The organism is Streptomyces sp. Ru72 (genome assembly GCF_002920635.1).
Classification (GTDB): domain Bacteria; phylum Actinomycetota; class Actinomycetes; order Streptomycetales; family Streptomycetaceae; genus Streptomyces.
This window is the reverse complement of record NZ_PQSR01000114.1, coordinates 1-25,222: the sequence shown is the minus strand read 5'-3', so window position 1 is coordinate 25,222 and position 25,222 is coordinate 1. Positions and strand designations below refer to the sequence as shown.

The window sequence follows — 25,222 nt, the reverse complement described above, 5'->3', positions numbered from 1 at the left end:
CCGCGCCGGCACGATGGCGCTGTGCGGGGTGGTCGGCACCCAGCTCGCGCAGACCCTGGCCGACCGCCGCGACAGCCCGCTGGTCCGCGTCACGGCCCTCGGCTCGGCCGTCGCACTCGTCGCCCTCGTCCAAACGCCCGGCGTCAGCCGTCTGTTCGGCTGTACGCCGCTCGGACCGTTCGCCTGGGCGGGCGTCGCCGCGGCGATCGCTCTGGCGCTGATGGGCCAACGGGCGTTGCCCCGGCTGGAACCGGCCATCGCCCGACTGATGCCGACGGGACGGGGCTGACGGCCGACGGCCGGCGGGGCGAGGCGTGCGGGGCGCGTCCCGCAGGACCGGCGCCTCCGGGACACGCGCTCGCCGCCGACTGACGGATCACCTCGCCTTACCCGGGCCCGGCGGCAGGCCGCCGGGCCCGGGCGGGCTCGGTGGCTGTGCCGGACGACCAGCTGTTCGAGGCAGCCGCGCATGGCGGCACGATCACGGAGCACCTCGTGCCGACGCGTACGGACTTTCCGCGGGACTGGGCGGCAGGTCTACGCCCCGCCGCGCTGACGGTGGGGCGAGGCGGGTGCGGGGACGAGGCCGAGTCGCTGGGCGCGGAGGACCGTGCTGATGCGGTCCCGGGTGCCCATTTTGCGGTAGACGTTCTGGATGTGCTTGTGCACCGTCCGGTCGGATATGCCGAGGCGGCGGCCGATGGCGGCGGCGGTCAGCGCTTCGGTGAGCAGCAGCAGGACGGCCGTCTCCCGGGGAGTGAGACCACAGTCCGCGGCCACGTCCTGCGGAGCACCCGGAGCGACGAGTCGCTGCCAGCGTTCCAGGAGTTGCCGCTGCTGGTCGACGGCCGCCAGCAGCGGCTGCACCCGCCGGGCGAAGCGGACGTGGTCGTCGGTGAAGTCCGTTCCCGCACGGTAGACGAGGCACCCGGTGATGGGAGCGGTCGCCTCGGGCAGCGGGATGGCCAGCACATGGTCCATGTCCAGCGCTTCGTCCACCAGACGTGCGGTCGCGCTCTCGGACCAGGCCGCACCGAGCACCCGGCCGGCTGTGACCGGAGCGCGGTCGCGATCGTTCCCGTAATGCCCCGCGAACGGGAACCCGGCGCGCAGAAGCCCCAGGGCCTCCTCGTCGAGTACGTCCAGCGCCGCTGCCGCCTCGGGCGCCGTACCGACCGTGCCCGCGCTCTCGCTCCAGTCGTCCAGCTTGTAGATCAGGACCTCGCCGCCGCACACATCCGGCAGCGTGGCGGCCATCAGGGGCCACAACCGTCCGGGTTCGCGTTCGTGGAGCGCCGCCGTGGCCACCGCGAGCATGCGTTCGTAGGCCGCGTCCAGCCCCTGTGCCATGTGTCCTCTCCACTCATCCGGCCGTTCGTCGTACGTAGTTCTACCCATACCGGCGCACCCCCTCGCTGATCCACACTCCAACCGAAGCGACATCGACGTTCCCGGACGTACTCCGCCCACGGGCGCTGGGCGGTGCCGCGGAGTGGATCAGGCGACCGGGGGGTGCCTGATCCGGCTCATGGGGTCGATGACGAGCGGCCCACCAGAGTCCGTGCGGGCCGGCGGCATAGGGGAACGCCGGGCCGCACGGCCGCCGCGCCCCGCCGACTCCCTGGCCCCCTTCCAGTCCACTGCCTGGCCACTGCCTGGCCGCCTCTCGGCCGTGCGGCCCGTGACCTGGGCCGCACCCGGTCCGGGAACCGCGGTGCGGGTCCATTGTCAGTGGCCCCTCCTACGGTGTGAGCAGTGGGACCCGGTGGAAAGGCCGCGGGTCCGCTCCTGGGGAGGGGTCTGTCTGTCATGTCTGCCGGGTCCGCGGTGTCGACGACGTATCTGGAGCTGTCGCAGGAAGGCGGCGGTGCGCACAAGTTCTACGAAGTGGCCGTCGACGGCCAGGTGGTGACGGTGCGGTACGGACGGATCGGCGCAGCCGGACAGACCCAGACGACGACCTTCCCGACGGCGGACAAGGCACGGGCCGCCGCCGCGAAGAAGGTGGGAGAGAAGGTCCGCAAGGGATACGCCCCGGCCGTTCCCGGGCAGCGCGCTCCGCGAGCGGTGACCCGGCGTCAGGTCGCGTCGGCTCCGTCCACCGCCCGCGCCGTGGCGCCCGTGCTGTGGCGGTTCCGTACCGGCTCCTCGGCGTTCGGTATCCATGTCGACGACGACCACTGCTGGGTCGGCAACCAGTCGGGCGACGTCTACACCCTGGACCACGACGGCGGCGTACTGGCCCGCTTCAGCCTGCCGGACGGCGTGAAGTGCCTGGTGGCCGACGACTTCTGGATCTACGCGGGCTGCGACGACGGCAGGGTGTACGACCTGTCCTCGAAACTGCCCTTCGCGGCGTACGAGATCGCGCCGGACGTCGACATCTTCTGGCTGGACATCCACGAGGGCGTCCTGAACGTCTCGGACCGTGACGGCCGCCTGACGGTCATCGATCACGAGGACGAACACCAGTGGGCCCGCCGCAGCCAGGGCGAGCACGCCTGGATGGTCCGCGCGGACGACCGGGCCGTCTACCACGGCCACCACCGGGGCGTCACCGCCTACGCGCCCGACGGGGGCCGCGAGTTGTGGCACACGCCGACCCGGGGCGGCGTCCTGTTCGGCTGGCAGGAGGACGACACCGTCTACGCGGGAACCGCGCACCGCGTGGTCCAACGGCTGTCGAAGGCGACCGGCGCGATAGAGGCCACCTACGCGTGCGACAGCGCGGTGTATTCGTGCGCCACGTCGCCCGGCGGGCGGTTCGTCTTCGCCGGTGACGCCGCCTCCTCCGTGTACTGCTTCGACCGCGACGGCACGCGTCTGTGGAAGCTCGGCACGGGCGGCGGCTCGGCGTTGTCGATGCAGTACCGCGACGAGCGGCTGTACGTGGTGACCACGGACGGCTCGCTGGTGTGCGTGGACGCGAGCGAGGCGGCCGTCTCCGCGGCCCAGCAGGGGACGGTGCCGGTCGCGCGGGACGTCAAGCTCGCCGCCGCGCTGCCGACCTACGCTCCGGCCACGGCCGCCGGCGCGGTGGCCACCGTCGCCCACGCTCCTGACGGCGCGGTCGTCGTCGAATGCGTCCAGGAGAGCGGCCGCCTCCGCGTGCACGTGGTGTCCGAGGGCTACGACTCCTCGTGGAACGTGCAGTTCCCGCGTGCGATACGGGAGCCCGGGGCCCGCTACGTCGTGGACGCCCTGCACGCGGCGGCCGGCGGCTTCTACCGGGTCCGCGGCGACATCCGGCGGCTGCTCTGACCGGCCCGGGCGCGGCCCGCCGCGCCGTAGCCGACGTCAACGCCGGTATACGGTGGTGCCCGGAACCGGGGGATCGTGCGTCGGTGATCGGAGCGCTATGCTCGCGGACAGACCGTGTGATGACAGACGGACCTGTCAGTCGACATCCGCGCCGGCCGTGGCACGGTACCCCGCGACAGGGAGGGCCGTCGTGAACCTGGCCAAGGAAGCCCACGTGGATCTGGACCGGGACGTGTTCATGCGTGGACTGGTCCGCGAGCTGGCGACGTCGCTGGAGTCCGTGGTGGGACTCGAGGAGGCCTCCGGCTACATCAGCCTGGTTGGCCAGTCGGTGGGGCTGCAGATCAACGAGGCCTACACCGAGGCCATGGGCCTGCCGCAGCTGACCCGCGAACAGGTCGCCCACGTGCTGGTCGATCTCAAACAGCGCATCGAGGGCGACTTCTATCTCATCTCCCAGGACGAGCACCGGATCGTCCTCGGCAGTCGCAGCTGCCCGTTCGCGGAGAAGGTGCTCGGGCGGGAGTCGATGTGCATGATGACGTCCAACGTCTTCGGCACCATCGCCGCGCAGAACCTCGGCTACGCACGCGTCGAACTGGAGGAGACGATCGCCCGCGGCGCCACCGGCTGCCGCGTCGTGGTGCACCTCGAACCCGAACTCGACCTGGGCGTGGAACCCGGCCGCGAGTACTTCGGCGACGCTGCGGCGGTCGAAGAGGAGACGGTCGGCGCAGGGACCGGAACGGGTGGCTGAGATGGACCTGGCGATGTTCCAGGCCATCGCCAGGGCTCTCCCCCATGCCATCGTGGTCTGCACCGCCTCCGGCAGGGTGGTGGCCGCCAATCCCGCCACGAGCCGTACGGTGGACACGCTCCGCCCCGAGGCGGAACTCGCGGACCTGGTGCTGGACCCCGCCGACCTGCACCGGCGGATGGCACAGTGGGCGCGCAGCGGATCCCCGCTGCCCGGCGTCATGACCGTGCGCGACAGCGCCGGAGGCCCGGTCCGCCTGCGTTGCCACGGAGCCCGGGCCACCTGGTGGAAGGGCCCCGAGCCGGCCATCCAGCTGCACCTGTCCCGACTCGACGTCAGCGACCGCTTCGTGGCGCTCAGCCAGCGCGTCAGCCTGCTGAACCAGCAGATGGCCTACCGGCACGCGATCGCCCAGCAGCGGGACCAGTTGCTGCGCACCGAGCAACGGGCCCGCGCACGGATGCAGCGCCTGTACCGGCTCACGGCGGCCCTGGCGGCCGCCGCCACCCTCACCGACGTCTGCGACGCCGTCTACAAGTGCGCACCCCAGGCTTTGGACGCCTCGGACGTGACGCTCGAGCTGCACCCGCGGCGCATCGTGCCGTCCCTCGGCCCCGCCGACACACTGCCCGTGACCACGGCCCCCTGGGTGGACCTCGACCGGCTGCACACGGCACCGGTCTCCGCGCCGGAGTACGACGCCGAGCAGCGTCTTCCGCTTCAGACCGAGGGTGTCACCCTCGGCACCCTGGTCATCCACTACGCGCCAGGAGCCGAGGAGGACGCGGAGCACACCGTCGCCATCGGCCAGCAGATCGCCCAGGCGGTGCGCAGGGCGGGTCTCTTCGAGCACGAACACCGGCTCGCCGAACGCCTCCAGCGCAGCCTGCTGCCCAACCTGCCGCCCGTCGAGGGCCTGGACATCGCCGGTGGTTACGCCCCCGGCACCCAGCTCGTCGACGTCGGGGGCGACTGGTACGACGTCCACATCCTCGACGACGAAACCGTGGGCCTCACGATCGGCGACATCGCCGGCCACGGCATCGCCGAGGCCACCGCCATGGCCCAGACCACCACCGTGCTGCGCAGCATCGCCCGGCGCAGCGGTACGCGTCCGCCCACGGTCCTGGCGGATCTCAACGACTTCCTGGGCACCTACCACCACGGCCTGATGGCCACGGCCTGCTACGCCGCCTACGACCGCCGTACCCGCACCCTGCGTTACTCACGGGCCGGCCACCCACCGCCCCTGCTGATCGACGCCGACGGATCGAGCCGGTACCTCGAGGGCGCGCTCGCCCCACCGCTCGGCCCTGTCCCGTTCACCGACTATCCGCAGGCGGAGACCAGCATCCCCACAGGTGCCACCCTCGTGTTCTACACCGACGGTCTGATCGAGCGGCGTGGCCAGAGCCTGGACGTCGGCCTGGCCCAGCTCCTTCAGACAGCGCGCTCGACCACCGGCCTCGACGCCGAGGGCATCTGCTCCCTGCTGCTCCACCAGCAGCCCGATACGGAGATGCCGGACGACAGGGCCCTGCTCGCCGTGCACTTCCCCTCCGCCGGCTGAAGCCCACCCGGCCGCACGCACGCGTGCCGTACCCGCCCGTGCGTCCGGCGATGCCGTGAGGTCCCGGGCGGGTACAGCGAACCGGGCGTGCGCGGAGCCGCCTACAGCTCCTTGACGCGGATGTCCCGGTAGGAGATCACATCCGTCGTGCTGTGCACCTGCAGTCCGATGTAGCCGGAGGCGAACCGGCGCCCGTCCGTGCCCGGATCGTCCGAGCGCGGCGGGTAGAAGGCCTGGCCCCCGGTGTTGTCGAACTCGTTGATCAGCACACCGTTGCGGTAGACCGAGTAGTGCTGGCCGACCACGCGGATCTCGTAGTCGTTCCAGGTGCCCTTCTGCGTGACGCCGGCCCCGGCGAGCCCCACCCGGTCGAAACCGTAGATCGAGCCCGTCTTGTACATGTCGCCGGTGGGCGAGTCGAGCACCTGCACCTCGTGCCCGTACTTGATGGCGACCCACTCGGGCCGTGGCTCCTCCGGGTGGTCGTGCACCCACGGGAAGCGGACGAACACACCGGAATTGGCGTTCCCGGTGCCGGGAGCGTCGTCACGCCACTGGAGCTTCAGCGAGAAGTCGCCGTACTTGCGCTGCGGGAACCAGAGCATGCCGAGGCCCGATCTGCCGGTGCCGCTGGTGATCGACCCGTCGGCGTTGAGGGCGAACGAACCGCCGCCCACCTGTTCCCACTTGGCGAAGGACTCCGCAGTGCCGTCGAAGATCTTGCGGTAGCCCTCCGTCTGCCCCGGCGTGCCGATCCCGGACTGACGGGCGGCCCGCTGGATCGCGTTGTACTCGCGCTTGTCGATGACGCCTTCGTCGAGGAGCCCGTCCAGGACGGTCCTCACGTGCTTCAGGAACAGCGCGTGGGACGTCCACTCCTTCTCGTCCTCGATCAACTCGTTGATCCGGCACCGGTTGTTCGTGACCCGGTTCGGCACGCCCGAGTCGACCGTGCCGACGATCACCGTCAACCGCTCGTCGTACTCGGGGCAGTCGGGTGCGGGAACCCCGCCCCCGGCCACGACGGTGAGGCTCACGGTCCGCGGTTCGGAGGTGTTGCCCGCCTTGTCGCTCGCCCGGTAGGCGAGGGTGTGCGCGCCCACGCGGTCGACCACCACGGGCGCGGTGTACGCGAGGTAGGGCCCGCCGTCGAGCGAGTACTCCACGGTCGCCACGCCCGAGCCGCCCGCGTCCGTCGCGCTCACCGTCACCTTGGCGCTGCCGACATAGGCTCCGTCGGAGTTCTTCGTGCCCTCGACGGTCACGCCGGTTACCGGAGGGGTGGTGTCCTGCGGCGGCGCCGCGACGACCGTGAACTCCACGCTCTTCTCGGCGGAGACGTTGCCCGCCTTGTCGGTGGCGCGGTAGCGCACGGTGTGGGTGCCGAGCTGGTGCACCATCACCGGACCGGTGTACGGCTGCCAGGCGCCCGAGGCGACGGCGTACTCGATCGCGTTGACCCCGGAGCCGGTGTCCGAGGCGGTGACGGTGACGGTGGCCATGTCGATGTACGCGCCGTCGGCGTTCCGCTCGCCGCTGACCGTGGCCGAGGTCTCCGGAGGCGTGGTGTCGTCGGGAGGCGGTGCGACGACGGAGAACTCGACGCTCTTCTCCGCCGAGACGTTGCCCGCCTTGTCCAGGGCACGGTGGCGGACCTTGTGGCTGCCGACCTGGTCGACGACGACCGGCGCGGTGTACGGCTGCCAGGTGCCCGCGTCCCCGATCGCGTACTCGATCCGGTCGACGCCGCTGCCGCCCTCGTCGGTGGCGCCGATCGTGACCGTCGCGGAACCGACGTACTCGCCCTGGGCGTTCCGTGCGCCGGTCACCTGCGCGGAGGTCTCGGGCGGTGTCGTGTCCGCGCCGCCGCCCTCGGTGACCACCAGGACACCCTGCATCTGTCCGTGGCCGGGGATCGTGCAGTGGTAGAAGTACCGGCCGGGCGTGAGCGTGACCTGCGCCGTGTGGCGGCCGCCCATGTCGTCGTTCGGGTTGGCCAGGATGTTGAGCTGGACGTCGCTGTTGTACTCGGGGTCGCTGGTCACGAACGTCAGCGTGTGCGGCATGCCGGTGGTGTTCCCGGTGGCCGCGCTGTTCTCGAAGACGATCGTCGCCGGTCCCGCCGTCGCCGTCGTGGGCGCCGACGCGTACTTGGTGATGTCGTCGCCGGCCGTCCAGGTCAGCACCTGCTCGGCCGCCCGGGCCTCGGATCGTCCGGCCGTCTGCCCGGCCGCGGACGTCGTCTGCAGGCCGAGCATCGTGAGCAGTGCGGCCAGCAGCGCGGCCCAGAGTCTCGACTGCCGTGTCACTCGGTCCTCCTCGCCAGCTGGTCGGCGGCAGGCGTCGGTCCGCCGCCGGTGTAGGTGATCCGCCACAGTGCCGACCTGGAGTCCGAGGTGAAGAAGCCGCGGCCGTAGTCGAGGACGTACAGCGCGCCGTCGGGACCGAACTTCCAGTCCATGAGGTTCTTGATACCGTCGTTGCCGGTCGGCACGATCTTCTTCAGCGACTCGGAGTGCGCGGGCAGACCGCCGTCTCCCTGTGTCCTCGGGTCCATCAGCACCGCGTTGCGCGGCTGGTCGGCGTCGTAGAAGTCACCGACGAACCACTTGCCGTCCCAGTACGCGGGCCACTTCCTCTCGCTCGCGTTCGTCGCGTCGTACCGGTACACCGGTCCGTTCATCGCAGCCTGGCCGCCGCCCTTGAGCCAGGGCAGCCGGTAGGTGGCCTCGTCCTGCTTGTAGGAGGGGACGCCGTTCGCGTCGCGCGGGTAGTCCGGTGCTCCGCCCTGCGGCGAGTACCAGATGTTGTTGCCGGTGACGGGTGGCAGATCGACCAGGCCGTCGTTGTTCGGGGACTCGTTCTTCGGGTGGTCGCAGTCGTACCAGCCCAGCGGCTGCGAGGGATCGGGCAGGTTGCGGTCCCGGTAGGGCTGTTTGTCGCCCATGCAGTACGGCCAGCCCCGGTTGCCCGCCTTGGTGATCACCGCGAACGTGTCGTACTTGGCAGGCCCCCAGATCGGCGACGGCTGACCGGCGTCCGGACCGACCCAGCCGGCGTAGAGGATGTCGGTCGACTTGTCGACGAAGATGCGTGCCGGGTTCCGCACACCCATCACATAGATCTCGCCGCGCGTCTTGCCGCCGCCCTCGTCGGTCTCCTTGCCGGTGAAGAGGTTCCCCTCGGGGATCGTGTACGTCCCGTCGGCTTCCGGGTGGATGCGCAGGATCTTGCCGTTGAGGTTGTTGGTGTTGCCGGCGGTGCGGCGCGCGTCCGCGAAGGAGACTCCCTTGTACGCGGGCTGGGGGTTGTTGCCCGAGTAACCGCCGCTGAATCCACTGGAGTTGTTGTCGCCCGTGGCGATGTACAGGTTGCCCTTGGAGTCCCAGGCCATCCCACCGCCCGCGTGGCAGCAACTGTGGATCTGCACCGGCCACTTGAGCAGTACCTTCTCGCTGCTCAGGTCGAGCCTGTCGGTGGCGGGATCCAGTGCGAAGCGGGAGACACGCCGCTCGGCCATGTGCGTGTCGCGGTTGATCCGCGAGTGGGGTGTGTAGTGCAGATACACCCAGCCGTTCTGCTCGAACTGCGGGTCGAGCTCGATGCCGAGCAGACCCTCCTCGACCTTGGTCAGCTCGTCGCCGCCGCCCTTGTTGCCGAAGACCGTCAACTCACCCGCGAGCGTGACCTTTCCGGTCTTCGGATCGTAGATGTGGACCTGGCCCTTTCCCTTTCCGACGTCGGGGTTGTTCCAGTCGGTGATCACGGGTCGGGACGCGTCGGCACCACCCCGGCCGATGTAGAACACGCGGCCGTCGGGTGCGGTGACCAGGCCGTGCGGCTCGCCGATCTGGTCGTTCTGCCCTGGCTGGTTGGGCCGGGTGAGGCGCTCCGCCTTGTAGTTCCCGGTGATCGTCGCCTTGCAGTCGGCCTGTACCAGCCGCGTCGTCCACAGCAGCGCGCCGCGCAGATGGGTGCGGAAGTCGGTCTCGTCGTAGGACGACACCGTGCCGCCCATGCCGGTGTAGAACGAGCGCCCGCCGTCATAGTCCCGGCACCAGCTGATCGGATGGTCCCAGCCGTTGCGGCTCGCCCCCGGCTGGTAGGTCGACTCCCGTACCCGCGCCACGGTGTGCACCTCGCCGGTCGGGTTCTTCACCCAGTTCGGCCACTGGTCGGGCCGCTTCCACTCAGGCGGCAGGTCCTTGGTGGCCGGATGCCGCCGGTCGCCGACCTCGACGGTCGCCCGCTGGACGTTCGCCGGGCCGGCGGCGGCCGGGCGCGCACCTATGAGACCGGTGAACCAGTCCGAGTACGGCTCCGCGCGGGCCGCGTCGTGGATGCCGACGAAGCCGCCCCCGGCCTCCATGTACGCCTCGAGACCGGCCTCCTGCTCCGGGTCGAGGACGTCACCGCCGCCGGTCAGGAACACGATCGCGTTGTAACGGCCCAGCCTGGTCGCCTGGGTGAACACCGAGGCGTCGTCCGTGGCCTCGACCTTGAAGCGCTGGTTCGCCGGGCCGGACAGCCCGATCTGTTCGATGGCCTCGATCCCGGCGTTCACGACCGGGGACTCGTCCCCGGCCGCGGCGGATCCGTAGAAGAGCAGCACCCTCACGTTGGCGCCGCCCGGCGGCGACTTGATCGACATCGTTGTCAGGTGTGGCTCGGGGGCCGGACGCGCGTCGGCGGCGGGGGCCGTCAGCAGGCCGGCGGCAAGGACGCCGGCGGTCAGGGAGCCCGCCCAGAGGCGGCTTGTGGTTCTCTTCGTGCTCAACCCGCGTAAGAGTCCGGGCCTTTGATGCGATGTGAAGCCCACGTGGTCACCCATCCCTCCTCGGTCGCAGCAACAGCGCCAAGGAAGCTAGACGCCTTTGCGCGGTTCGCCAATAGGTATGACCGCAATGCATCGAACTTTGTCCTGGCTGTGGATAAACGGGGCCGGGCCCGGTACCGTCGCACAGGTTCATCACAGCTACGTCTTCGCACATCCCGTACCAACGTGGGGAGTTCGGCATGGACAGACGCGGCTTCAACCGGCGGGCGCTGCTGGGCGGTGCGGCCGTCGCGACATCGTTGTCCCTGCTGCCGGAGTCCGCCGTCGCGGACGTCCAGGCCAGGACGGCCCCAGCCGGGGGCGAGGTGAAACGCATCAGGCTCTACGCCGAGAAGCTCGCCGACGGACAGATGGGCTACGGTTTCGAGAAGGGCAAGGCGACGATTCCCGGCCCGCTGATCGAGCTCAACGAGGGCGACACGCTGCACATCGAGTTCGAGAACACCATGGACGTACCGGCCAGTCTCCACGTCCACGGCCTGGACTACGAGTTCTCCAGCGACGGGACGAAGCTGAGCAGGAGCGACGTCGAACCGGGCGGCACCCGTACCTACACCTGGCGCACCCACGCACCAGGCCGCCGCAAGGACGGCACCTGGCGGGCGGGCAGTGCGGGCTACTGGCACTACCACGACCATGTCGTCGGCACAGAACACGGCACCGGCGGCATCCGCAAGGGCCTCTACGGCCCGGTGGTCGTCCGGCGCAGGGGAGACGTGCTGCCGGACCGGACGTACACCATCGTCTTCAACGACATGACGATCAACAACCGGCCGCCGCACTCCGGGCCCGACTTCGAGGCCACCGTGGGCGACCGGGTGGAGTTCGTCATGATCACGCATGGCGAGTACTACCACACCTTCCACCTGCACGGTCATCGCTGGGCGGACAACCGGACGGGCTTGCTCACCGGGCCGGACGACCCGAGCCAGGTCGTCGACAACAAGATCGTCGGCCCGGCCGACTCCTTCGGCTTCCAGGTCGTCGCGGGGGAGGGGGTGGGAGCGGGCGCGTGGATGTACCACTGCCATGTGCAGAGCCACTCCGACATGGGGATGGTGGGGCTGTTCCTGGTGAAGAAGGCGGACGGAACGATCCCCGGATACGAGCCGCACGACCACGCTCCCGCGCACTGACGCCGAGGTCCGTGTCACCGCGCCAGGGGCCGGCGAACCGGTGTCAGGCCGTGGCCTCGCGAATCCGTGCGAGCAGGGCCCGCAGCTCGGCGCGGTCTTCCGCGCTCAGGGCTGCGGTGGCTTCGGCCAGCGCGAGGCGGTCCACCTCCTCCGCTTCGCGGTGACACCGCCGGCCTTCGTCGGTGAGGCGGAGCAGGAAGGCCCGGCGGTCCTCCGGATGGCGTACGCGCTCCACCAGCCCGTCGCGCTCCAGGCTGTCGACGATGCTGGTCGTGGTCCGTGCCGCGACCCCTGTCATCTCGCTCAGGTCCCGCATCCGCAGCGGCTGTTCCGCCTTTGCGAGCATCCGCAGTGCGCGGAGCCGGGCGACCGAGGCGCCGCCCGCCCGCAGCCGGGACTCCACGAAGCGGCGCAGTCGGTGCGTCGTCTCGTAGAGCTCATCGACCAGGATGTCGCTGCTGCCCTGCACTGCCATGTGGCTTCCCCGTTCCGTCGCGATAACCGATTCTATGAGCATCCTCATAGTGAGTATGCTCAGCATGTGCCTCCGCTCCACCGTCGCCTCGTGCTGCCCCGCCCGTCCCTCCGTCCCAGCCAGCGCCTGGTCGTCCCCGTCATGTGCGTCTGCGTGACGTTCATCGCGATCGTCGACGGAGCCATCACCACGGTGGCGCTGCCGTCGATCGCCCGCCAGTTCCAACTGACCACCGCCGCCCTCGACGGAGTGGTCGTGGCCTATCCGGTTTGCCTGGCCATGGCCATCCCCGCGTCGGCCTGGCTGGTCGAACGATTCGGCGCCAAACCCGTCCTGCTCACCGCACTGACCGGCTTCCTCGGCTCCTCACTGCTGTGCGGCGCGGCCGCCGGCCTCGGCCAACTCGTCGCCTTCCGTGCGCTCCAGGGAATGTCCGCCGGAGTCCTCTTCCCCGCCTCGGCCTCCTTGCTGTTCTCCACCTTCAACTCCTCGGAGCAGGTGCGGATCTCGCGCTACATGATCATCCCCCAGCAGATGGCCCCGGCCGCCGCCCCCATACTCGGCGGCCTCCTGGTAGACCACCTGTCCTGGCGCTGGGTCTTCTACGTCAACCTGCCGGTGGGCCTGCCGGCCGTGCTGTTCGGGTCGCTGTTCCTCTCCGGGCACCGCGGCCCCCGGCCCGGCCGCTTCGACCTGCCCGGACTGCTGTTGAGCGCGGCGGCCCTGGGTGCCGTGATGTTCGGCATCAGCGAAGGCCCCAACCGCGGCTGGTCCTCGGCCGGCGTCGTCAGCGCCCTCGTGCTCGGGGCGGTTCTGCTCGCCGCCACCATCGCCTTCGAACTGCGCACCACCGAGCCCCTTTTGAAGCTCCGCCTCTTCGCGGACCGGCTCTTCAGGGACACCAACCTCATCAATCTGGTGGGTCTGGTGCCGATCCTGGGCGCCATGTACCTGGGCCCGCTCTTCCTTCAACAGGGACAGGGCCGCACCGCCCTGGAGTCCGGCACCAGCACGTTCCCCGAGGCCTTCGGTGTCCTGCTGACCGTTCAGGTCGCCGGGGCCCTCTACGCGAGGATCGGCCCCCGGGTCATCGTCGGCTGCGGCCTGGCCGGTGTCAGCGGGGTCCTGGTGCTTTTCGCCACCTGCGACGAGCACACCGGCCTGTGGACCTTCCGCGGCTACATGTTCCTGCTCGGCCTCGCCATTGCCGGCGTCTTCATGCCGACCACGGTGGCCTCACTGGCGACCGTCGCGCGACCGGACCTGGCCCAGGCGTCCACGCTGAACACCGTCGTACGCCAGACCGGAGGCGCCCTCGCACCGGCGGTGGTGACCATGGCCCTCGTCATGAGCACCCCCTCGGCCGCCGCGGCGGACCCGCCCGTCAGCGCCTACCGGCACGCCTACCTGGCCCTGGCCGCGATCGCCGCGGTGACCGCGGTCTTCGCCTTCACCGCCCCCGACGCCCCGGCCCGCGCCGCGGCCCGCGGCACCACCGTCGCGAACCGGTCCAGGCCCGTCCGGCACCAGAGGGAGAACGCTCGCTAGGGCATCCCGCCTCCGCCGCTCGCAGTGTCCGCTCGGTCGACCCTGCCCGGTCGGCAGATCACCCCGGACCGGCGCCGGCGCGGGCCTGTCGCTGCGAAGCGCCGGTTCGTTCCGGTGTGCTCGCGTGGATGACCAGAGACAGCAGCGCGGCGGCCGCGCAGGCGGCGCCCAGGCTCAGCCAGACAGGGTCGTAACTGCCGAACGCGTCGCGGGCCGCCCCGCCGAGGAAGGAGGCCGACGCGGCGCCGACCTGGTGGGCGGCGTTGACCCAGCCGAAGACGATGGCACTGTCGTCGCCGTAGAAGGTGCGGCACAGAGCGATGACCGGGGGGACCGTCGCGAGATCGAGCAGGCCGAAGAGGACGACGAAGGCCATCATCGGCGGGGCGACCGTGGCCGTCATGATCAGCGGCAGGCTCACCAGGAGCAGCCCGCGCAGGACGAAGCAGGCGGCGAGGAGCCGGCGCGCGTCGACGCGGTCGGTGAGCCAACCGGAGACGATGGTGCCCATCACGTTGAAGACGCCGATGAAGGCCAGGAGCGTCGAGGCGGTGGTGACCGGCATCCCGTGGTCGTGGGCGGCCGGCGCGAAGTGGGTCCACATGATGCCGTTGGTGGACGCCCCGCAGATGGCGAACGCCGTGGCGAGGAGCCAGAAGGGGATGCTGTGCGAGGCGCCGCGCAGAGCCGTCAGGGTGCGGCGCGCGGCACCGGGCGCCCGGGTCGGCCGCGGCACGGACGTCCGGCTGCCGTAGGGGCGTTGGCCGAGGTCGGCGGGGTGGTCGCGCACCACCAGGTACACCAGGGGAGTGACGGCGAGGGCGGCCAGGGCGAGGGTGACCAGGGCCGGGCGCCAACCGTGGTGGTCGACGGTCCAGGACAGGGCGGGCAGGAAGACCATCTGCCCCAGGACGCTTCCCGAGGCGAGGACTCCGGTGACCAGGCCGCGGCGACGGGCGAACCAGCGGTTCGTCACGGTGGTGCCGAGCGTCATCGACAGCGAACCGGTGCCCAGGCCGACGAGGAACCCCCAGGAGAGCGTGAACTGCCACGCGGCGTTCATCGCGGTGGTGAGCAGGGCGCCCGCGGCGACGGCGCCGAGCGCGGCGGCGACGACCCGGCGGACACCGAAACGGTCCATCAGGGCCGCCGCGTAGGGGGCGGTGAGTCCGTAGAGGACCATGTTGACCGAGGCGGCCAGGCCGATCGATCCGCGCGACCAGGCGAACTCGTCACGCACGGGTTCCTGCAGGATGCCGGGCATGGTGGAGAACGCCCCGGCCACGACGATGGCCACTCCGGTGACGGTGGCGACCCACCAGGCACGGTGGACCAGGGTGTTTGGAGGACTGCCGCTCGTGTCTCGCATGCCGTCCATGCTCGGCGGGCCCCGTCGGCCGAAACCACTGGCCAGATGGACCGGTAGTGAAAGAATCCGGCCATGACTGTCACAGGTGGGACGGCGCACCGGGTGGTGGTACTGGTGCGCCCGGGACTGTTGCCGATGGAACTGGGCATCGTGCACCGTCTGTTCGGGACGGCCGAGGACGACCGGGGCCGGCCGCTGTACTCCGTTGTGACCTGTGCCCCGTCACCCGGCGAGATCCCCACGGACGCCGACTTCACCGTCAACGTGCCCTGCGGGCCCGAGGCGCTGGAGGACGCCGGCACCGTGATCGTGCCGGCCGCCGCGGAGGACTACGAGCCGCAGGTACGCGGGCGGTTGAGCGACGACGTGCGCGGAGCGCTGGGGCGCATACCCGCGACGGCGCGGCTGGCGTCCATCTGCACCGGGTCGTTCGTGCTGGCGGCGGCGGGGCTGCTGGCGGGACGGCGGGCCACGACGCACTGGAAGTCGTGCGCCGAACTGGCCGCGCTGTACCCGGAGATCGACGTGGATCCCCATGTGCTCTACACGGACGACCGCGGAGTACTGACCTCCGCCGGCGTGGCCGCCGGAATCGACCTGTGTCTGCACATGATCCGTGGCGACCACGGCGCCGACATCGCCAACGCCGTCGCCCGGCGCACGGTGGTACCGCCGCACCGCGACGGCGGACAGGCACAGTACATCGAGCGGCCCGTCCCTGAGCCTGGGAACACCTCGACCGCCGCGGCGCGTTCCTACGCGCTGCGGCACCTCGACGAACCGCTCACCCTGGAGGACCTGGCCGGCCGGGCGGCGATGAGCGTGCGCTCGCTGACCCGGAAGTTCCGGCAGGAGACCGGCGTCACTCCGATGCAGTGGCTTACTCAGCAGCGGTTGCAGTACGCGCGTCGCCTGCTGGAGCGCACCGACGAGCCGGTCGACCGGGTCGCGGCCAGGACCGGATTCGGAACGGGTACCGCCATGCGGCAGCACTTCCGCGAGTCCCTGGGCGTGTCGCCACGCGCGTACCGCAACACCTTCCGGGGCGCCGAGTGAGGGCCGCGTAACGGATGGAGGGCCGCCGCCGGCTCTACGGGCGGGCCGTCGGGTGGTCTGAGCGGTTCACCGGGGACAGCGCCGCCCGCAGTGCGGTTCTGGTCCCGGTGTGGATGCGGCGGACCAGTGGGGGCGGCCGGCAGTCGCGCGCCAAGGGACAGGTCTGCCCCGCCCACATGCTTGATGACAGCCGTCAAAGCAAGTCGGCCGCCGCTGGAGTCGGCCGACGGCCAGCCGGTTCGGCGTCGGCTTGTCCGAGCGGGCACTTGTGAGGATTCCGCGAAGCTCCACATGCACGGCATTTGGCCCGGTTTCATCCGTACCTCGGCAGGTGACCCGAAGGCGAGTACACGAAGTGCACGTTTCCCAAGGGCACGGACGACTTTCGATCGCAGGTGACATCTCATGGACAACTGGCGAGACCACGCCGCGTGCCGACACGAGGATCCCGACCTCTTCTTCCCGATCGGCACCACGGGTCCGGCGCTGCTGCAGACTCAGCAGGCCAAGGCGGTCTGCCGACGCTGCCCCGTGCAGGAGGAGTGCCTGCAGTGGGCGCTGGAGACCAACCAGACCATCGGTGTGTGGGGCGGTACGAGCGAAACCGAACGCCGCGCGCTGAAGCGGCGTGCGGGAGCGCGGCGCCGCTCCGGGTAGCCCGGTCGGCGCGTCAGGGTGCGCCGCGCGCGCGACGCCTGCGGTGATCCCCGCAGAGCGCGGCCAGTCCTGGGGGCCGGGGCGTCGCGGCGGCCCCCACGCTGTCTTCACCCCCCTACGAGGCCCGTCCCCACGGTCCCGGCCAGCGCGCTGTCCCGCCGCCCGTGAGGCGGAATCCGTGGTGGGAATCCGCGGTGGGGGCCGGGGTGGGAATCCGTACGTCGAACGCAGGCATGTGCGGCGGATGCCCGGGTACACGAGGCCTCGTCAACTCGTGCAGGCAGGGAGGCCTGCTTGGATCCGGGAGGGAAACACGTGACGGCAGCGACCACGGCGACGATGGACACGCACATAGCCGGACTGCCGCAGCTCGCCGACCCGTCCGGGGTCGCACCCAAGGACGCCCGTGCGTTGTCGAAGCTGTTCTTCGACCAGTTGGCAGTGCTGGAGGAGGGCACTCCCGAGTACCAGTACGCGCGCAACACGCTGATCGAGATGAACATGTCCCTCGTCCGCTTCGCGGCGGCCCGGTTCCGCAGCCGGGGGCCGGAGGAGATGGAGGACATCGTCCAGGTCGGCATGATCGGGCTGATCAAGGCGATCGACCGGTTCGAACTCGCGCGGGAGGTGGAGTTCACCTCCTTCGCCATTCCGTACATCGTGGGCGAGATCAAGCGGTTCTTCCGTGACACCTCCTGGGCGGTGCACGTGCCGCGGCGGCTGCAGGAGGCCCGGGTCCAGCTCGCGCGCGCCACCGAGGAACTCCGCAGCCGTCTGGGACGCGCTCCGACGGTCAAGGAGCTCTCGGAGCTGATGTGCCTGTCCGAGGAGGAGGTCATCGAGGCTCGTCTGGCGGCCAACGGCTACAACTCCTCCTCGCTGGACGCCGCCATCAACAACAGCGAGGACGGCGAGACCGCGCTGGCGGACTTCATCGGCGCCGACGACCAGGCGCTCGAACTGGTGGAGGACTTCCAGGCGTTGGCCCCCATGATCGCCGAACTCGGCGAGCGGGACCGGCAGATCATTCACCTGCGGTTCGTCGAGGAGCTCACGCAGGCGCAGATCGGCGAGCGCCTCGGCGTCTCCCAGATGCACGTCTCCCGCCTGCTGTCCCGCACGCTGGCCCGGCTGCGCGAAGGCATGCTCACCACCAGCTGAGACACCCGCACCCCCGCGATCCCCGCTGGATGAGCGGCCCCTGGAACGCCCCGGAGGCGGTCCAGGGGCCGTCTGGCACCGAAGCCGCGTCGTCACACGCGTGGACAGCGGCGCGTCCCCGGCCTGACCGGACGGTCCGGGGCCGGGAATGCGGTCAGCGGGTGGCGAGGAGTTCGAGTGTGTCGATCACGCGGTGGGAGAAGCCCCACTCGTTGTCGTACCAGGCGACCACCTTGACGTGGCGGCCGTCGACCCGGGTGAGGGCCGAGTCGAAGATGGACGAGGCGGGATTGCCCGTGATGTCGGACGACACCAGCGGGTCCTCCGAGTACTCGAGGATCCCGGCGAGCCGGCCCTCGGCCGCGGCACGGTACGCCGCCAGCACGTCCTCGCGCGTCACGTCGCGAGCGACGGTCGTGTTGAGTTCGACGATCGAGCCCACGGGGACCGGCACCCGGATCGAGTCGCCGGACAGCTTGCCGTCGAGGTTCGGCAGCACCAGGCCGATCGCCTTGGCGGCGCCCGTCGTGGTCGGCACGATGTTGACGGCCGCGGCGCGGGCGCGGCGGGCGTCGCGGTGCGGACCGTCCTGCAGGTTCTGTTCCTGTGTGTAGGCGTGCACCGTCGTCATGAAGCCGTGCTCGATGCCGGCGAGCTCGTCCAGCACCGCGGCGAGCGGTGCGAGCGCGTTGGTCGTGCACGAGGCGTTCGAGACGATCGTGTGCAGGGCCGGGTCGTAGGCGTCGGTGTTGACCCCGAAGGCCAGGGTGACATCGGCGCCGTCCGACGGCGCACTGACGAGTACCTTCTTCGCGCCCGCATCCAGGTGGGCCCGGGCGGCCTTGGCCGAGGTGAAGCGGCCGGTCGCCTCGAGCACGATGTCGACGCCCAGCTCCGCCCACGGCAGCTGCGCCGGTTCCCGTTCGGCGAGCACCGTGAGGCGACGGCCGTCGACGACGAGAGCGTCCCCGTCGACGGTCACCGGGCGACCGAGCCGGCCGGCCGTCGTGTCGTAGGCGAGCAGCCGCGCGAGCGTGGTGGGTTCCGTCAGGTCGTTGACGGCGACGACCTCGAGGTCGCTGTCGCGTTCGAGCAGGGCGCGCAGCACATTGCGTCCGATGCGGCCGAATCCGTTGATGGCGATACGAGTCATGAAAGTGTCCCTTCGGTCCGCCACCAGGTTCGCGGTGCGGCAGCAGCCCGGGACAGCGGCGTGATCGCCACGGTTCGCAAGGATCGCGCCACCCGCGGCGGCTACTCGCCCCGGGCGAAGGTGCGCCGGTATTCGCTAGGCGTCGTGCCGAGGATGCGCTGGAAATGCAGCCGCAGATTGGCACCGGTCCCGAGACCGACGTCGGCGGCGATCTGCTCGACGCTCCGCTGCGAACGCTCGAGCAGCTCGCGGGCCAGGTCGATGCGGGCGCGCATGACCCACTGCATCGGCGTGTACCCGGTGTCTTCGACGAAGCGCCGCGAGAACGTGCGCGGCGACACCGCCGCATGCCGGGCGAGCACGTGCAGGGTGAGGGGCTCGTCGAGCCGGTGCAGCGCCCACTCCCGGGTGGCGGCGAACCGCTCGCCGAGCGGCTCGGGCACGCTGCGCGGTACGTACTGCGCCTGACCGCCGCTGCGATAGGGGGCCGCGACCAGGCGCCGGGCCGCGTGGTTGGACGCGGCCACGCCGAGGTCGCCGCGCAGAATGTGCAGGCACAGGTCGATGCCCGAGGCGGCACCGGCCGACGTCAGCACGCTGCCCTCGTCGACGAACAGGACGTTCTCGTCGACCTGGACGAGCGGATGTTTCGTCGCGAACGCCCGCGTGTAATGCCAGTGGGTCGTGGCACGCCTGCCGTCGAGCAGGCCCGTCGCGGCGAGCGCGAAGGCGCCCGTGGAGATGGCGGCGAGCCGCGTACCGCGAGCGTGGGCGGTGATCAGCGCGTCGACGACGGCCTTCGGCGGGTCGTCGCGGTCCGGGAACCGGTAACCGGGGATGAAGACGATGTCGGCCCACGCCAGCGTGTCGAGGCCGTGGGCGACGTGGTACGACAGACCGTCCCCGCCGGTCACGAGACCCGGTGCCGCGCCGCACACCCGCACCTCGTACGGCATGCTCGCCCGGGTCGTGAACACCTGTGCGGGGATGCCGACGTCAAGCGGCTTCGCACCCTCGAGCACCAGGACGGCGACGCGACGCAGAGGGGAGGCTGACACGGGGACAGGGTACGCAGGCGCGGAGCCGTGGCTGTCTCCGGCCGCTGCGCAGGCCGGACAGGTGATCGGACACGACAGGTGCACTGCGCAGAGGCCGGCGACGGGCGGCTCCTCCTGAGCAGGGGAACCGACCCGAAGCGATCCGTTGCGATGCCGGCGACCGCGGCGCGCGGCAGCTCTCCTGGGTCAGGACAGGACGATGCCGTCCAGCTTGCCCGCCTTGGCGTCGTCGACGAGTGAGGAGAACTGGTCGGCGCTCATCTGGACGCGCTGGCCGAAGTCGTCGGTCAGGACGATCCGTCGGTCGGCCGAGGCGTTCGGGTCGACGAACAGTTGGGGACAGCCGCAGTTGCAGTTCCCGCAGAACGTCGCGACGGGTTCCAGGCCGTTGATCTCGGACATGCAGCTCCACCTTCCGTGGGTGTGGGATTGCGGCGCCTCGGCATCCGGGTGTCCGGGACCGGCCGTCGCGGGGGGATTGTCCAGGGGATACCCGGCAGGGACGGCGGGGACGCCCGCGCCGGGTACGTGTGGGGGCGCGGAGACGGCAGGCGTGCTCTTGTGCTCCCTCCGGTGCCTCGATGCCGTCGAGCGGGCCGGGAACCGAACGGTGTCCGCGTCCGACTCGTAAGCCAGTTCCCGGCCCCGCTGTGTCCTGGATCACGCGTTTCTGCTTGAGTGGAGAGCCGGGGCGTTTTCCGTAACCAACACGTGACGAACCATGTCCGGATGCGAGGATGAGGCGCCATGACGGTCGGGGGGTGTACTCGCGCGACACGGGCCGCGGTGTTCGCGGCCGTCTGCGTGCTGCTCGCCGCCCTTGGGCACGTCACGATGTCCGGCAGCCACGTCCCCGCGTGGGCGCTGGCCGCAGGTGCTGCCGTGACCGGCGCCGTCGGCTGGTGCCTGGCAGGCCGGGAGCGCGGGCTGCCCCTGATCGTGGCCGTCGTGGTCGCCGCCCAGGCCATGCTGCACACCGCGTTCTCGCTCGCCCAGGCGGCGGGTGCGGGACCGGAGTTGGGGAGTACGGCCTCCCTCGACCTGGGTTTCCCGGCTTCCACGGGGGACGACATGGGGTCCATGGACATGGGCTCGATGCCCATGGACTCCATGGACATGCGAGCCATGGGGATGGGCCCCATGGCTCATCTGGGCCATTGCACGGGCGGCACCTCGTCCTTGGGCATGCTGGCCGCCCACCTGCTCGCCGCGCTGCTGTGCGGTCTGTGGCTGGCGTGTGGGGAGAAGGCCGCGTTCCGCATCCTGCGGGCCGTCGCCGGACGACTGGCCGCGCCGCTGCGGCTGCTGCTCGCCCTGCCCCTCACCCCGGACCGCCCGCGCACCCGGGTGCGTCGCCGTGGCTCGCACCGGGCGCCGCGCCTCCTCCTTATCGTCCACGCGATCACCCATCGAGGCCCCCCTGTGGGGACGGCTGTCGTCTGAAGACAGTCGGTCTCCCGAGGCTGCCGTGAGCGCCTCGGGCCACGGCCGTACGCCCACGCAGGCGCCGAAGCGCCGAAGCGCCGTAGGGCTGCAGAGCCGTCTCCCCACTCGCCGGAATCGCCGGAACCCGCCGGACCGCCCGCGCTCTCGCGTGTCCGCGCTCCGGACCCCGGATGACCCGAGAAGGACCCAGGTGATTACTCCTGCCCTGCCCGCCTCGCGGGACGAATGTGACACAGCGGCACCGGACGACGAGTCGACGACTGCGTGGGCTCTGGCCGCCCGGAGTGGCGACACGGACGCCGTGGAGCGCTTCGTGCGCGCCTTGCACCGCGACGTCCTGCGCTACGTCGCCCACCTGTGCGGCGATCCGCAGGCGGTCGACGACCTGGCACAGGACACGTTCCTGCGCGCCCTCGGCAGTCTGCACCGCTTCGAAGGGCGGTCGTCGGCTCGAGCGTGGCTGCTGTCCATCGCCCGCCGCGCGGTGATCGACAGCCATCGGTACGCCGCCGCCCGGCCGCGCCTGTCCGATACGGCGGATTGGCAGCTGGCCGTCGAACTGGCCCAGCCGCAGGGCCTGCCCGGCTTCGACGACGGGATCGTCCTGCTGGACCTGCTCTCCTCGCTGCCGGACGAGCGCCGGGAGGCGTTCATCCTCACCCAGCTGCTCGGTCTGCCGTACGCGGAGGCCGCCGAGGTGAGCCACTGTCCGGTGGGCACGGTTCGCTCGCGGGTCGCGCGGGCCCGGGCCACGCTCATGGACCGGCTGTCCGACACCGACGAGTCCGCCCCTGTGGCGGCCTGAACGGCGAGGGCCGCGGGGGAGGGGCTGTGGCTCCCACCTTGGGCCGAGCCGGATGACACGGCAGCGAGAGCGGACGCTTTCGATATCGGGTGGCACGGGCACTGCTGCACTGCGAGCATCTGCGGATGCTCACTCTTACCGATGATCTCGGTCACCTGTCCTACGTCGTCGCCGGCGAAGGACCGCCCGTCGTACTCGTGCACGCCGGCGTCGCGGACCACCGAATGTGGGACGCCGTCGTGCCCGACCTGGCGGAACGGCACACCGTCATCCGCTACGACCTGCGCGGGTTCGGTGAGTCCGCACCCCCGACCGGCCCGTTCGACGAGAGTGACGATCTGCGTCGTCTCCTGGACCACCTCGGCCACGAACGTGTCCGGCTCGTCGGCGCCTCCTGGGGCGGCCGCGTGGCTCTGGACTTCGCCCTCGCCCACCCCACCCGAGTGCACTCCCTGGCAGTGCTCGCCCCGCCGTGGCGGGGATACCACTGGTCTTCGGAAATGGTCACGTACGACGAGGCGGAAACGGCGGCGCTGGCCTCGGGCGACCTGGACGCCGCCGTCCGCATCAACCTGGACATGTGGCTGCGCGGACCCGCTCGGCAGTGGGAGGACGTCGCTGTCGGACTGGCCGACCGACTCCGGGACCCGATACGAACGTCGCTGGTGAACCAGGAGACCGTGGGAGAGCACTCCAGGGGCGGCGCAACCGGCGACGTCGCCGTCGTCTCCGTCCCCACACTGGTCGGGATCGGCAAGCTGGATGTCCCCGACTTCCAGGACATCGCCCGCCGGTACGCCGCGGAGCTCCCCGGTGCCACCTTGGTCGAGTTCCCCACCGCCGCGCACCTCATCGCGCTGGAGGCGCCGGCCGAACTCGTCTCGGTACTGGGCCCGTTCCTGGAGCGCTAGGGGGCGGGAGGGTGGCTCACCGGGTGTCATGCCGCCTCGGCACCCGGTCAGACCCGAACTCGTCGAAGGCGAAACCCGGTCCGACCGCCGTGGCGACGACGGCCCAGGGCCGGCCGGGGTCACCGAACCGGCCCTGGACGCGCTGTCGGCTGTGTTCGCCGAACCCGTCGTCAGGCGGGGAGCGCCTGGTCGCGGGTTTCGGGGGCGAGCCGGACGAGGAGCGTGCCGACGGCGAAGACGACTGCGGTCAGGCTGAGCGGGACGGCGAGGGAGCCGGTGGCGTGGATGCCGTAGCCGATGAGGAAGGTGCCGGCCGCGGCCACCCAGCGCGAGAAGGTGGTGGTGAGGGCGAAGGCGGTGGCGCGCATCCGGGTGGGGTACTGCTCGGGCAGCCAGATGGTGAACACCGCGAAGCTCGCTCCGCCGAGGCCGAGAACCGGTAGGAAGACGAAGGTCAGCGCGATGGAGTGCAGCGGATAGGCGACGCCGTAGGCGCCGACCGTGCCGACGATCATCAATGCGAACAGGACGGCCAGGGCCCCGCGCCGGCCGAGCCGTCCCGCCAGGCGGGGCACGGCGAAGCAGCCGACGATCGTGAAGGCGGCGACCGTCATGGAGGAGATCCCGGCCAGGCGGACGGCGGTGGTGTGGCTGTAACCGGCGTACGCCGACAGGTTGTTCATGGCGGTGGGGACGTACGTCGAGCCGGCCCACAGGCCGATCACGCACACCACGAGGAGCAGCAGGTTGCCGATGGTGCGGGCGCGGTAGGGGGGTGTGAGCACCTCCACGACCGGCTGCCAGAAGGAGCGTCGACGCCGGTCGTCGGCGTTCTCCTGCCAGCGTTCGGGTTCCGGGGTGGTGCGGCGGATGAAGAACACGGCGAGGGCCGGGATGCCGCCGAGGAGGAACATGCCGCGCCAGCCGAGTTCCGGCCCGGCGAGGAGGTAGACGGCGGAGACGGCGAGCACGCCGAAGTAGGCGGCGGAGTGCATCAGCCCGCCGAAGCGTTCCCGCACGCGTTCGGGCATCACCTCGGCGAGCAGGGTGCCGGCCATCGCCCACTCGCCGCCGACGCCGACGGCGGCCAGGAAGCGGTAGGCGTTCCATTCCCAGAGGTTGGAGGCGATGCCGGCCAGTGCGGTGAAGACCGCGTACATCAGGATGGAGGCCATCATCGCGGGCTTGCGGCCGAAGCGGTCGGCGATCGGGCCCCAGATCGCCGAGCAGCCCCAGCCGAGAAGGAAGAGCGCGGCGCTGATCTGGCCGTACCAGCCGATGTTCTCGGGGGTGGGGGCGATGCCCGCACGGGGCAGCAGGGTGTCCATGGTGGGGGCGAGGACCAGTCCGAAGATGGTCCAGTTGAACCCGTCCATGGCCCAGCCGCCGAACGAGCCCCAGAAGGCATGGCGTTGGGCTTTGGTGAGGCGTTCACGCCGCTGGGGGGCGCTGGTCGACGCGCTGGTGCGTTCGTGGATCGTCACGGGGACCTCGATTCGGCTCTGGGGAGGGTGACGATGGGGAATGGGGGGTGACGATTGGGGTGATACGGGGGGCGGTGCCGGAGCGTGCCGTGCGGCACGGATCAGCCAGTGCCGGTGACCCCGGCGAGGAAGGAGCCGAGGCTGAGCCGCATGCTCTCGTAGTCGGCGGCCGGACCGGCGGGGAGTCGGTGCAGACGGTCGCGAGCGGGGGCGATGACGGTGTCGACGGCGCGCTTGGCGGCTCGGATCGCGGCCGGCGGGTGTGCGGTGATCGAGGCGACCAGGTCGGCGGTGGCCGTGTCGAGGTCGGCGGACGGGACGCTCACGGTGGCGAGGCCCAGGCGGACGGCCTCCGCGCCGTCCACCAGCCGTCCGGTCAGCAGCAGGTCGCGCGCGGTTGCGGGCCCCGTGAGCAGGGCGACACGGGCGGCGAAGGCGGGGGGCACGAGGATGCCCCAACGGGCAATGGGCATCCCCATCCGGGTGTCGTCGGCGACGATCCGCAGATCGCAGGCGCAGGCCAGCTGGCAGCCGGCAC

Annotated in this window: 22 protein-coding genes; 12 read left to right on the top strand and 10 right to left on the bottom strand. The window is 70.9% G+C overall.

What is annotated here, in order from left to right; genetic code table 11:
- A partial coding sequence (locus C3488_RS33730; protein ID WP_181139304.1) for a cation transporting ATPase C-terminal domain-containing protein occupies positions 1–289 on the top strand: 289 nt, incomplete at its 5' end.
- Positions 290–537: 248 nt separating this feature from the next.
- Here C3488_RS33730 and C3488_RS33725 read toward each other — a convergent pair.
- On the bottom strand, positions 538–1,350 hold the full coding sequence (locus C3488_RS33725; protein ID WP_258053823.1) for a LuxR C-terminal-related transcriptional regulator: 813 nt from the start codon (positions 1,348–1,350) through the stop codon (positions 538–540).
- Positions 1,351–1,809: 459 nt separating this feature from the next.
- On the opposite strand from C3488_RS33725, the gene C3488_RS33720 reads away from it, so the two are divergent.
- From C3488_RS33720 to C3488_RS33710, 3 genes are all read left to right on the top strand, one after another.
- Entirely contained in the window at positions 1,810–3,261 is a 1,452-nt protein-coding gene (locus tag C3488_RS33720; RefSeq protein ID WP_103844689.1) for a WGR domain-containing protein, read from the top strand.
- 190 nt (positions 3,262–3,451) lie between these two features.
- Positions 3,452–4,018 carry a methanogen output domain 1-containing protein gene (locus C3488_RS33715; RefSeq protein ID WP_219822359.1) on the top strand — a complete coding sequence of 189 codons (567 nt, stop codon included), beginning with the start codon at positions 3,452–3,454 and terminating at the stop codon, positions 4,016–4,018.
- Between the two features lies 1 nt (position 4,019).
- Positions 4,020–5,588 carry a PP2C family protein-serine/threonine phosphatase gene (locus C3488_RS33710; RefSeq protein ID WP_103844687.1) on the top strand — a complete coding sequence of 523 codons (1,569 nt, stop codon included), beginning with the start codon at positions 4,020–4,022 and terminating at the stop codon, positions 5,586–5,588.
- Between the two features lie 101 nt (positions 5,589–5,689).
- Here C3488_RS33710 and C3488_RS33705 read toward each other — a convergent pair whose 3' ends face one another.
- Both C3488_RS33705 and C3488_RS33700 read right to left on the bottom strand, forming a co-directional pair.
- The gene (locus tag C3488_RS33705) at positions 5,690–7,846 is read right to left on the bottom strand and encodes an OmpL47-type beta-barrel domain-containing protein (protein ID WP_103844694.1); all 2,157 of its coding nucleotides are present in this window, start codon (positions 7,844–7,846) and stop codon (positions 5,690–5,692) included.
- 47 nt (positions 7,847–7,893) lie between these two features.
- Complete coding sequence (locus C3488_RS33700) at positions 7,894–10,419, bottom strand: ThuA domain-containing protein (RefSeq protein ID WP_103844686.1); 2,526 nt, start codon at positions 10,417–10,419, stop codon at positions 7,894–7,896.
- Between the two features lie 185 nt (positions 10,420–10,604).
- On the opposite strand from C3488_RS33700, the gene C3488_RS33695 reads away from it, so the two are divergent.
- On the top strand, positions 10,605–11,561 hold the full coding sequence (locus C3488_RS33695) for a multicopper oxidase domain-containing protein (protein WP_103844685.1): 957 nt from the start codon (positions 10,605–10,607) through the stop codon (positions 11,559–11,561).
- A gap of 43 nt (positions 11,562–11,604) precedes the next feature.
- Here the strand turns inward: C3488_RS33695 and C3488_RS33690 are convergent, their stop codons facing one another.
- Positions 11,605–12,036 carry a MarR family winged helix-turn-helix transcriptional regulator gene (locus tag C3488_RS33690; RefSeq protein WP_103844684.1) on the bottom strand — a complete coding sequence of 144 codons (432 nt, stop codon included), beginning with the start codon at positions 12,034–12,036 and terminating at the stop codon, positions 11,605–11,607.
- A 141-nt stretch (positions 12,037–12,177) separates the two neighbouring features.
- Here C3488_RS33690 and C3488_RS33685 point away from each other — a divergent pair, with 141 nt between their 5' ends.
- Positions 12,178–13,584 (top strand): DHA2 family efflux MFS transporter permease subunit, encoded by a 1,407-nt coding sequence (locus C3488_RS33685; RefSeq protein WP_103844693.1) that lies wholly within the window; start codon positions 12,178–12,180, stop codon positions 13,582–13,584.
- Positions 13,585–13,642: 58 nt separating this feature from the next.
- Here C3488_RS33685 and C3488_RS33680 read toward each other — a convergent pair whose 3' ends face one another.
- Positions 13,643–14,953, bottom strand: coding sequence for an MFS transporter (locus C3488_RS33680; RefSeq protein ID WP_374955477.1), 1,311 nt, complete (start codon positions 14,951–14,953; stop codon positions 13,643–13,645).
- Between the two features lie 72 nt (positions 14,954–15,025).
- On the opposite strand from C3488_RS33680, the gene C3488_RS33675 reads away from it, so the two are divergent.
- From C3488_RS33675 to C3488_RS33665, 3 genes are all read left to right on the top strand, one after another.
- A complete protein-coding gene (locus tag C3488_RS33675; RefSeq protein ID WP_103844682.1) occupies positions 15,026–16,009 on the top strand; it encodes a GlxA family transcriptional regulator in 984 nt (327 codons plus the stop codon).
- A 405-nt stretch (positions 16,010–16,414) separates the two neighbouring features.
- A complete protein-coding gene (locus C3488_RS33670) occupies positions 16,415–16,666 on the top strand; it encodes a WhiB family transcriptional regulator (protein WP_103844681.1) in 252 nt (83 codons plus the stop codon).
- Between the two features lie 339 nt (positions 16,667–17,005).
- Positions 17,006–17,827, top strand: coding sequence for an RNA polymerase sigma factor SigF (locus tag C3488_RS33665; RefSeq protein WP_103844692.1), 822 nt, complete (start codon positions 17,006–17,008; stop codon positions 17,825–17,827).
- A gap of 154 nt (positions 17,828–17,981) precedes the next feature.
- On the opposite strand, the gene gap is transcribed toward C3488_RS33665, so the two are convergent.
- From gap to C3488_RS33650, 3 genes are all read right to left on the bottom strand, one after another.
- A complete protein-coding gene (gene gap / locus C3488_RS33660; RefSeq protein WP_103844680.1) occupies positions 17,982–18,980 on the bottom strand; it encodes a type I glyceraldehyde-3-phosphate dehydrogenase in 999 nt (332 codons plus the stop codon).
- A gap of 101 nt (positions 18,981–19,081) precedes the next feature.
- Complete coding sequence (locus C3488_RS33655; protein ID WP_103844691.1) at positions 19,082–20,038, bottom strand: GlxA family transcriptional regulator; 957 nt, start codon at positions 20,036–20,038, stop codon at positions 19,082–19,084.
- A 186-nt stretch (positions 20,039–20,224) separates the two neighbouring features.
- A complete protein-coding gene (locus tag C3488_RS33650; RefSeq protein WP_103844679.1) occupies positions 20,225–20,440 on the bottom strand; it encodes a hypothetical protein in 216 nt (71 codons plus the stop codon).
- Positions 20,441–20,785: 345 nt separating this feature from the next.
- On the opposite strand from C3488_RS33650, the gene C3488_RS33645 reads away from it, so the two are divergent.
- The 3 genes from C3488_RS33645 (at position 20,786) to C3488_RS33635 (ending at position 23,200) form a co-directional block, all read left to right on the top strand.
- On the top strand, positions 20,786–21,481 hold the full coding sequence (locus C3488_RS33645; protein ID WP_103844678.1) for a hypothetical protein: 696 nt from the start codon (positions 20,786–20,788) through the stop codon (positions 21,479–21,481).
- A gap of 193 nt (positions 21,482–21,674) precedes the next feature.
- Positions 21,675–22,289, top strand: coding sequence for a sigma-70 family RNA polymerase sigma factor (locus C3488_RS33640; RefSeq protein ID WP_103844677.1), 615 nt, complete (start codon positions 21,675–21,677; stop codon positions 22,287–22,289).
- An 89-nt stretch (positions 22,290–22,378) separates the two neighbouring features.
- Complete coding sequence (locus C3488_RS33635) at positions 22,379–23,200, top strand: alpha/beta fold hydrolase (protein WP_258053822.1); 822 nt, start codon at positions 22,379–22,381, stop codon at positions 23,198–23,200.
- Between the two features lie 170 nt (positions 23,201–23,370).
- On the opposite strand, the gene C3488_RS33630 is transcribed toward C3488_RS33635, so the two are convergent.
- The gene (locus tag C3488_RS33630) at positions 23,371–24,684 is read right to left on the bottom strand and encodes an MFS transporter (RefSeq protein ID WP_103844676.1); all 1,314 of its coding nucleotides are present in this window, start codon (positions 24,682–24,684) and stop codon (positions 23,371–23,373) included.
- A 101-nt stretch (positions 24,685–24,785) separates the two neighbouring features.
- Positions 24,786–25,222 (bottom strand): enoyl-CoA hydratase/isomerase family protein (locus tag C3488_RS33625; protein ID WP_146067978.1); only part of this gene is annotated, 437 nt, incomplete at its 5' end.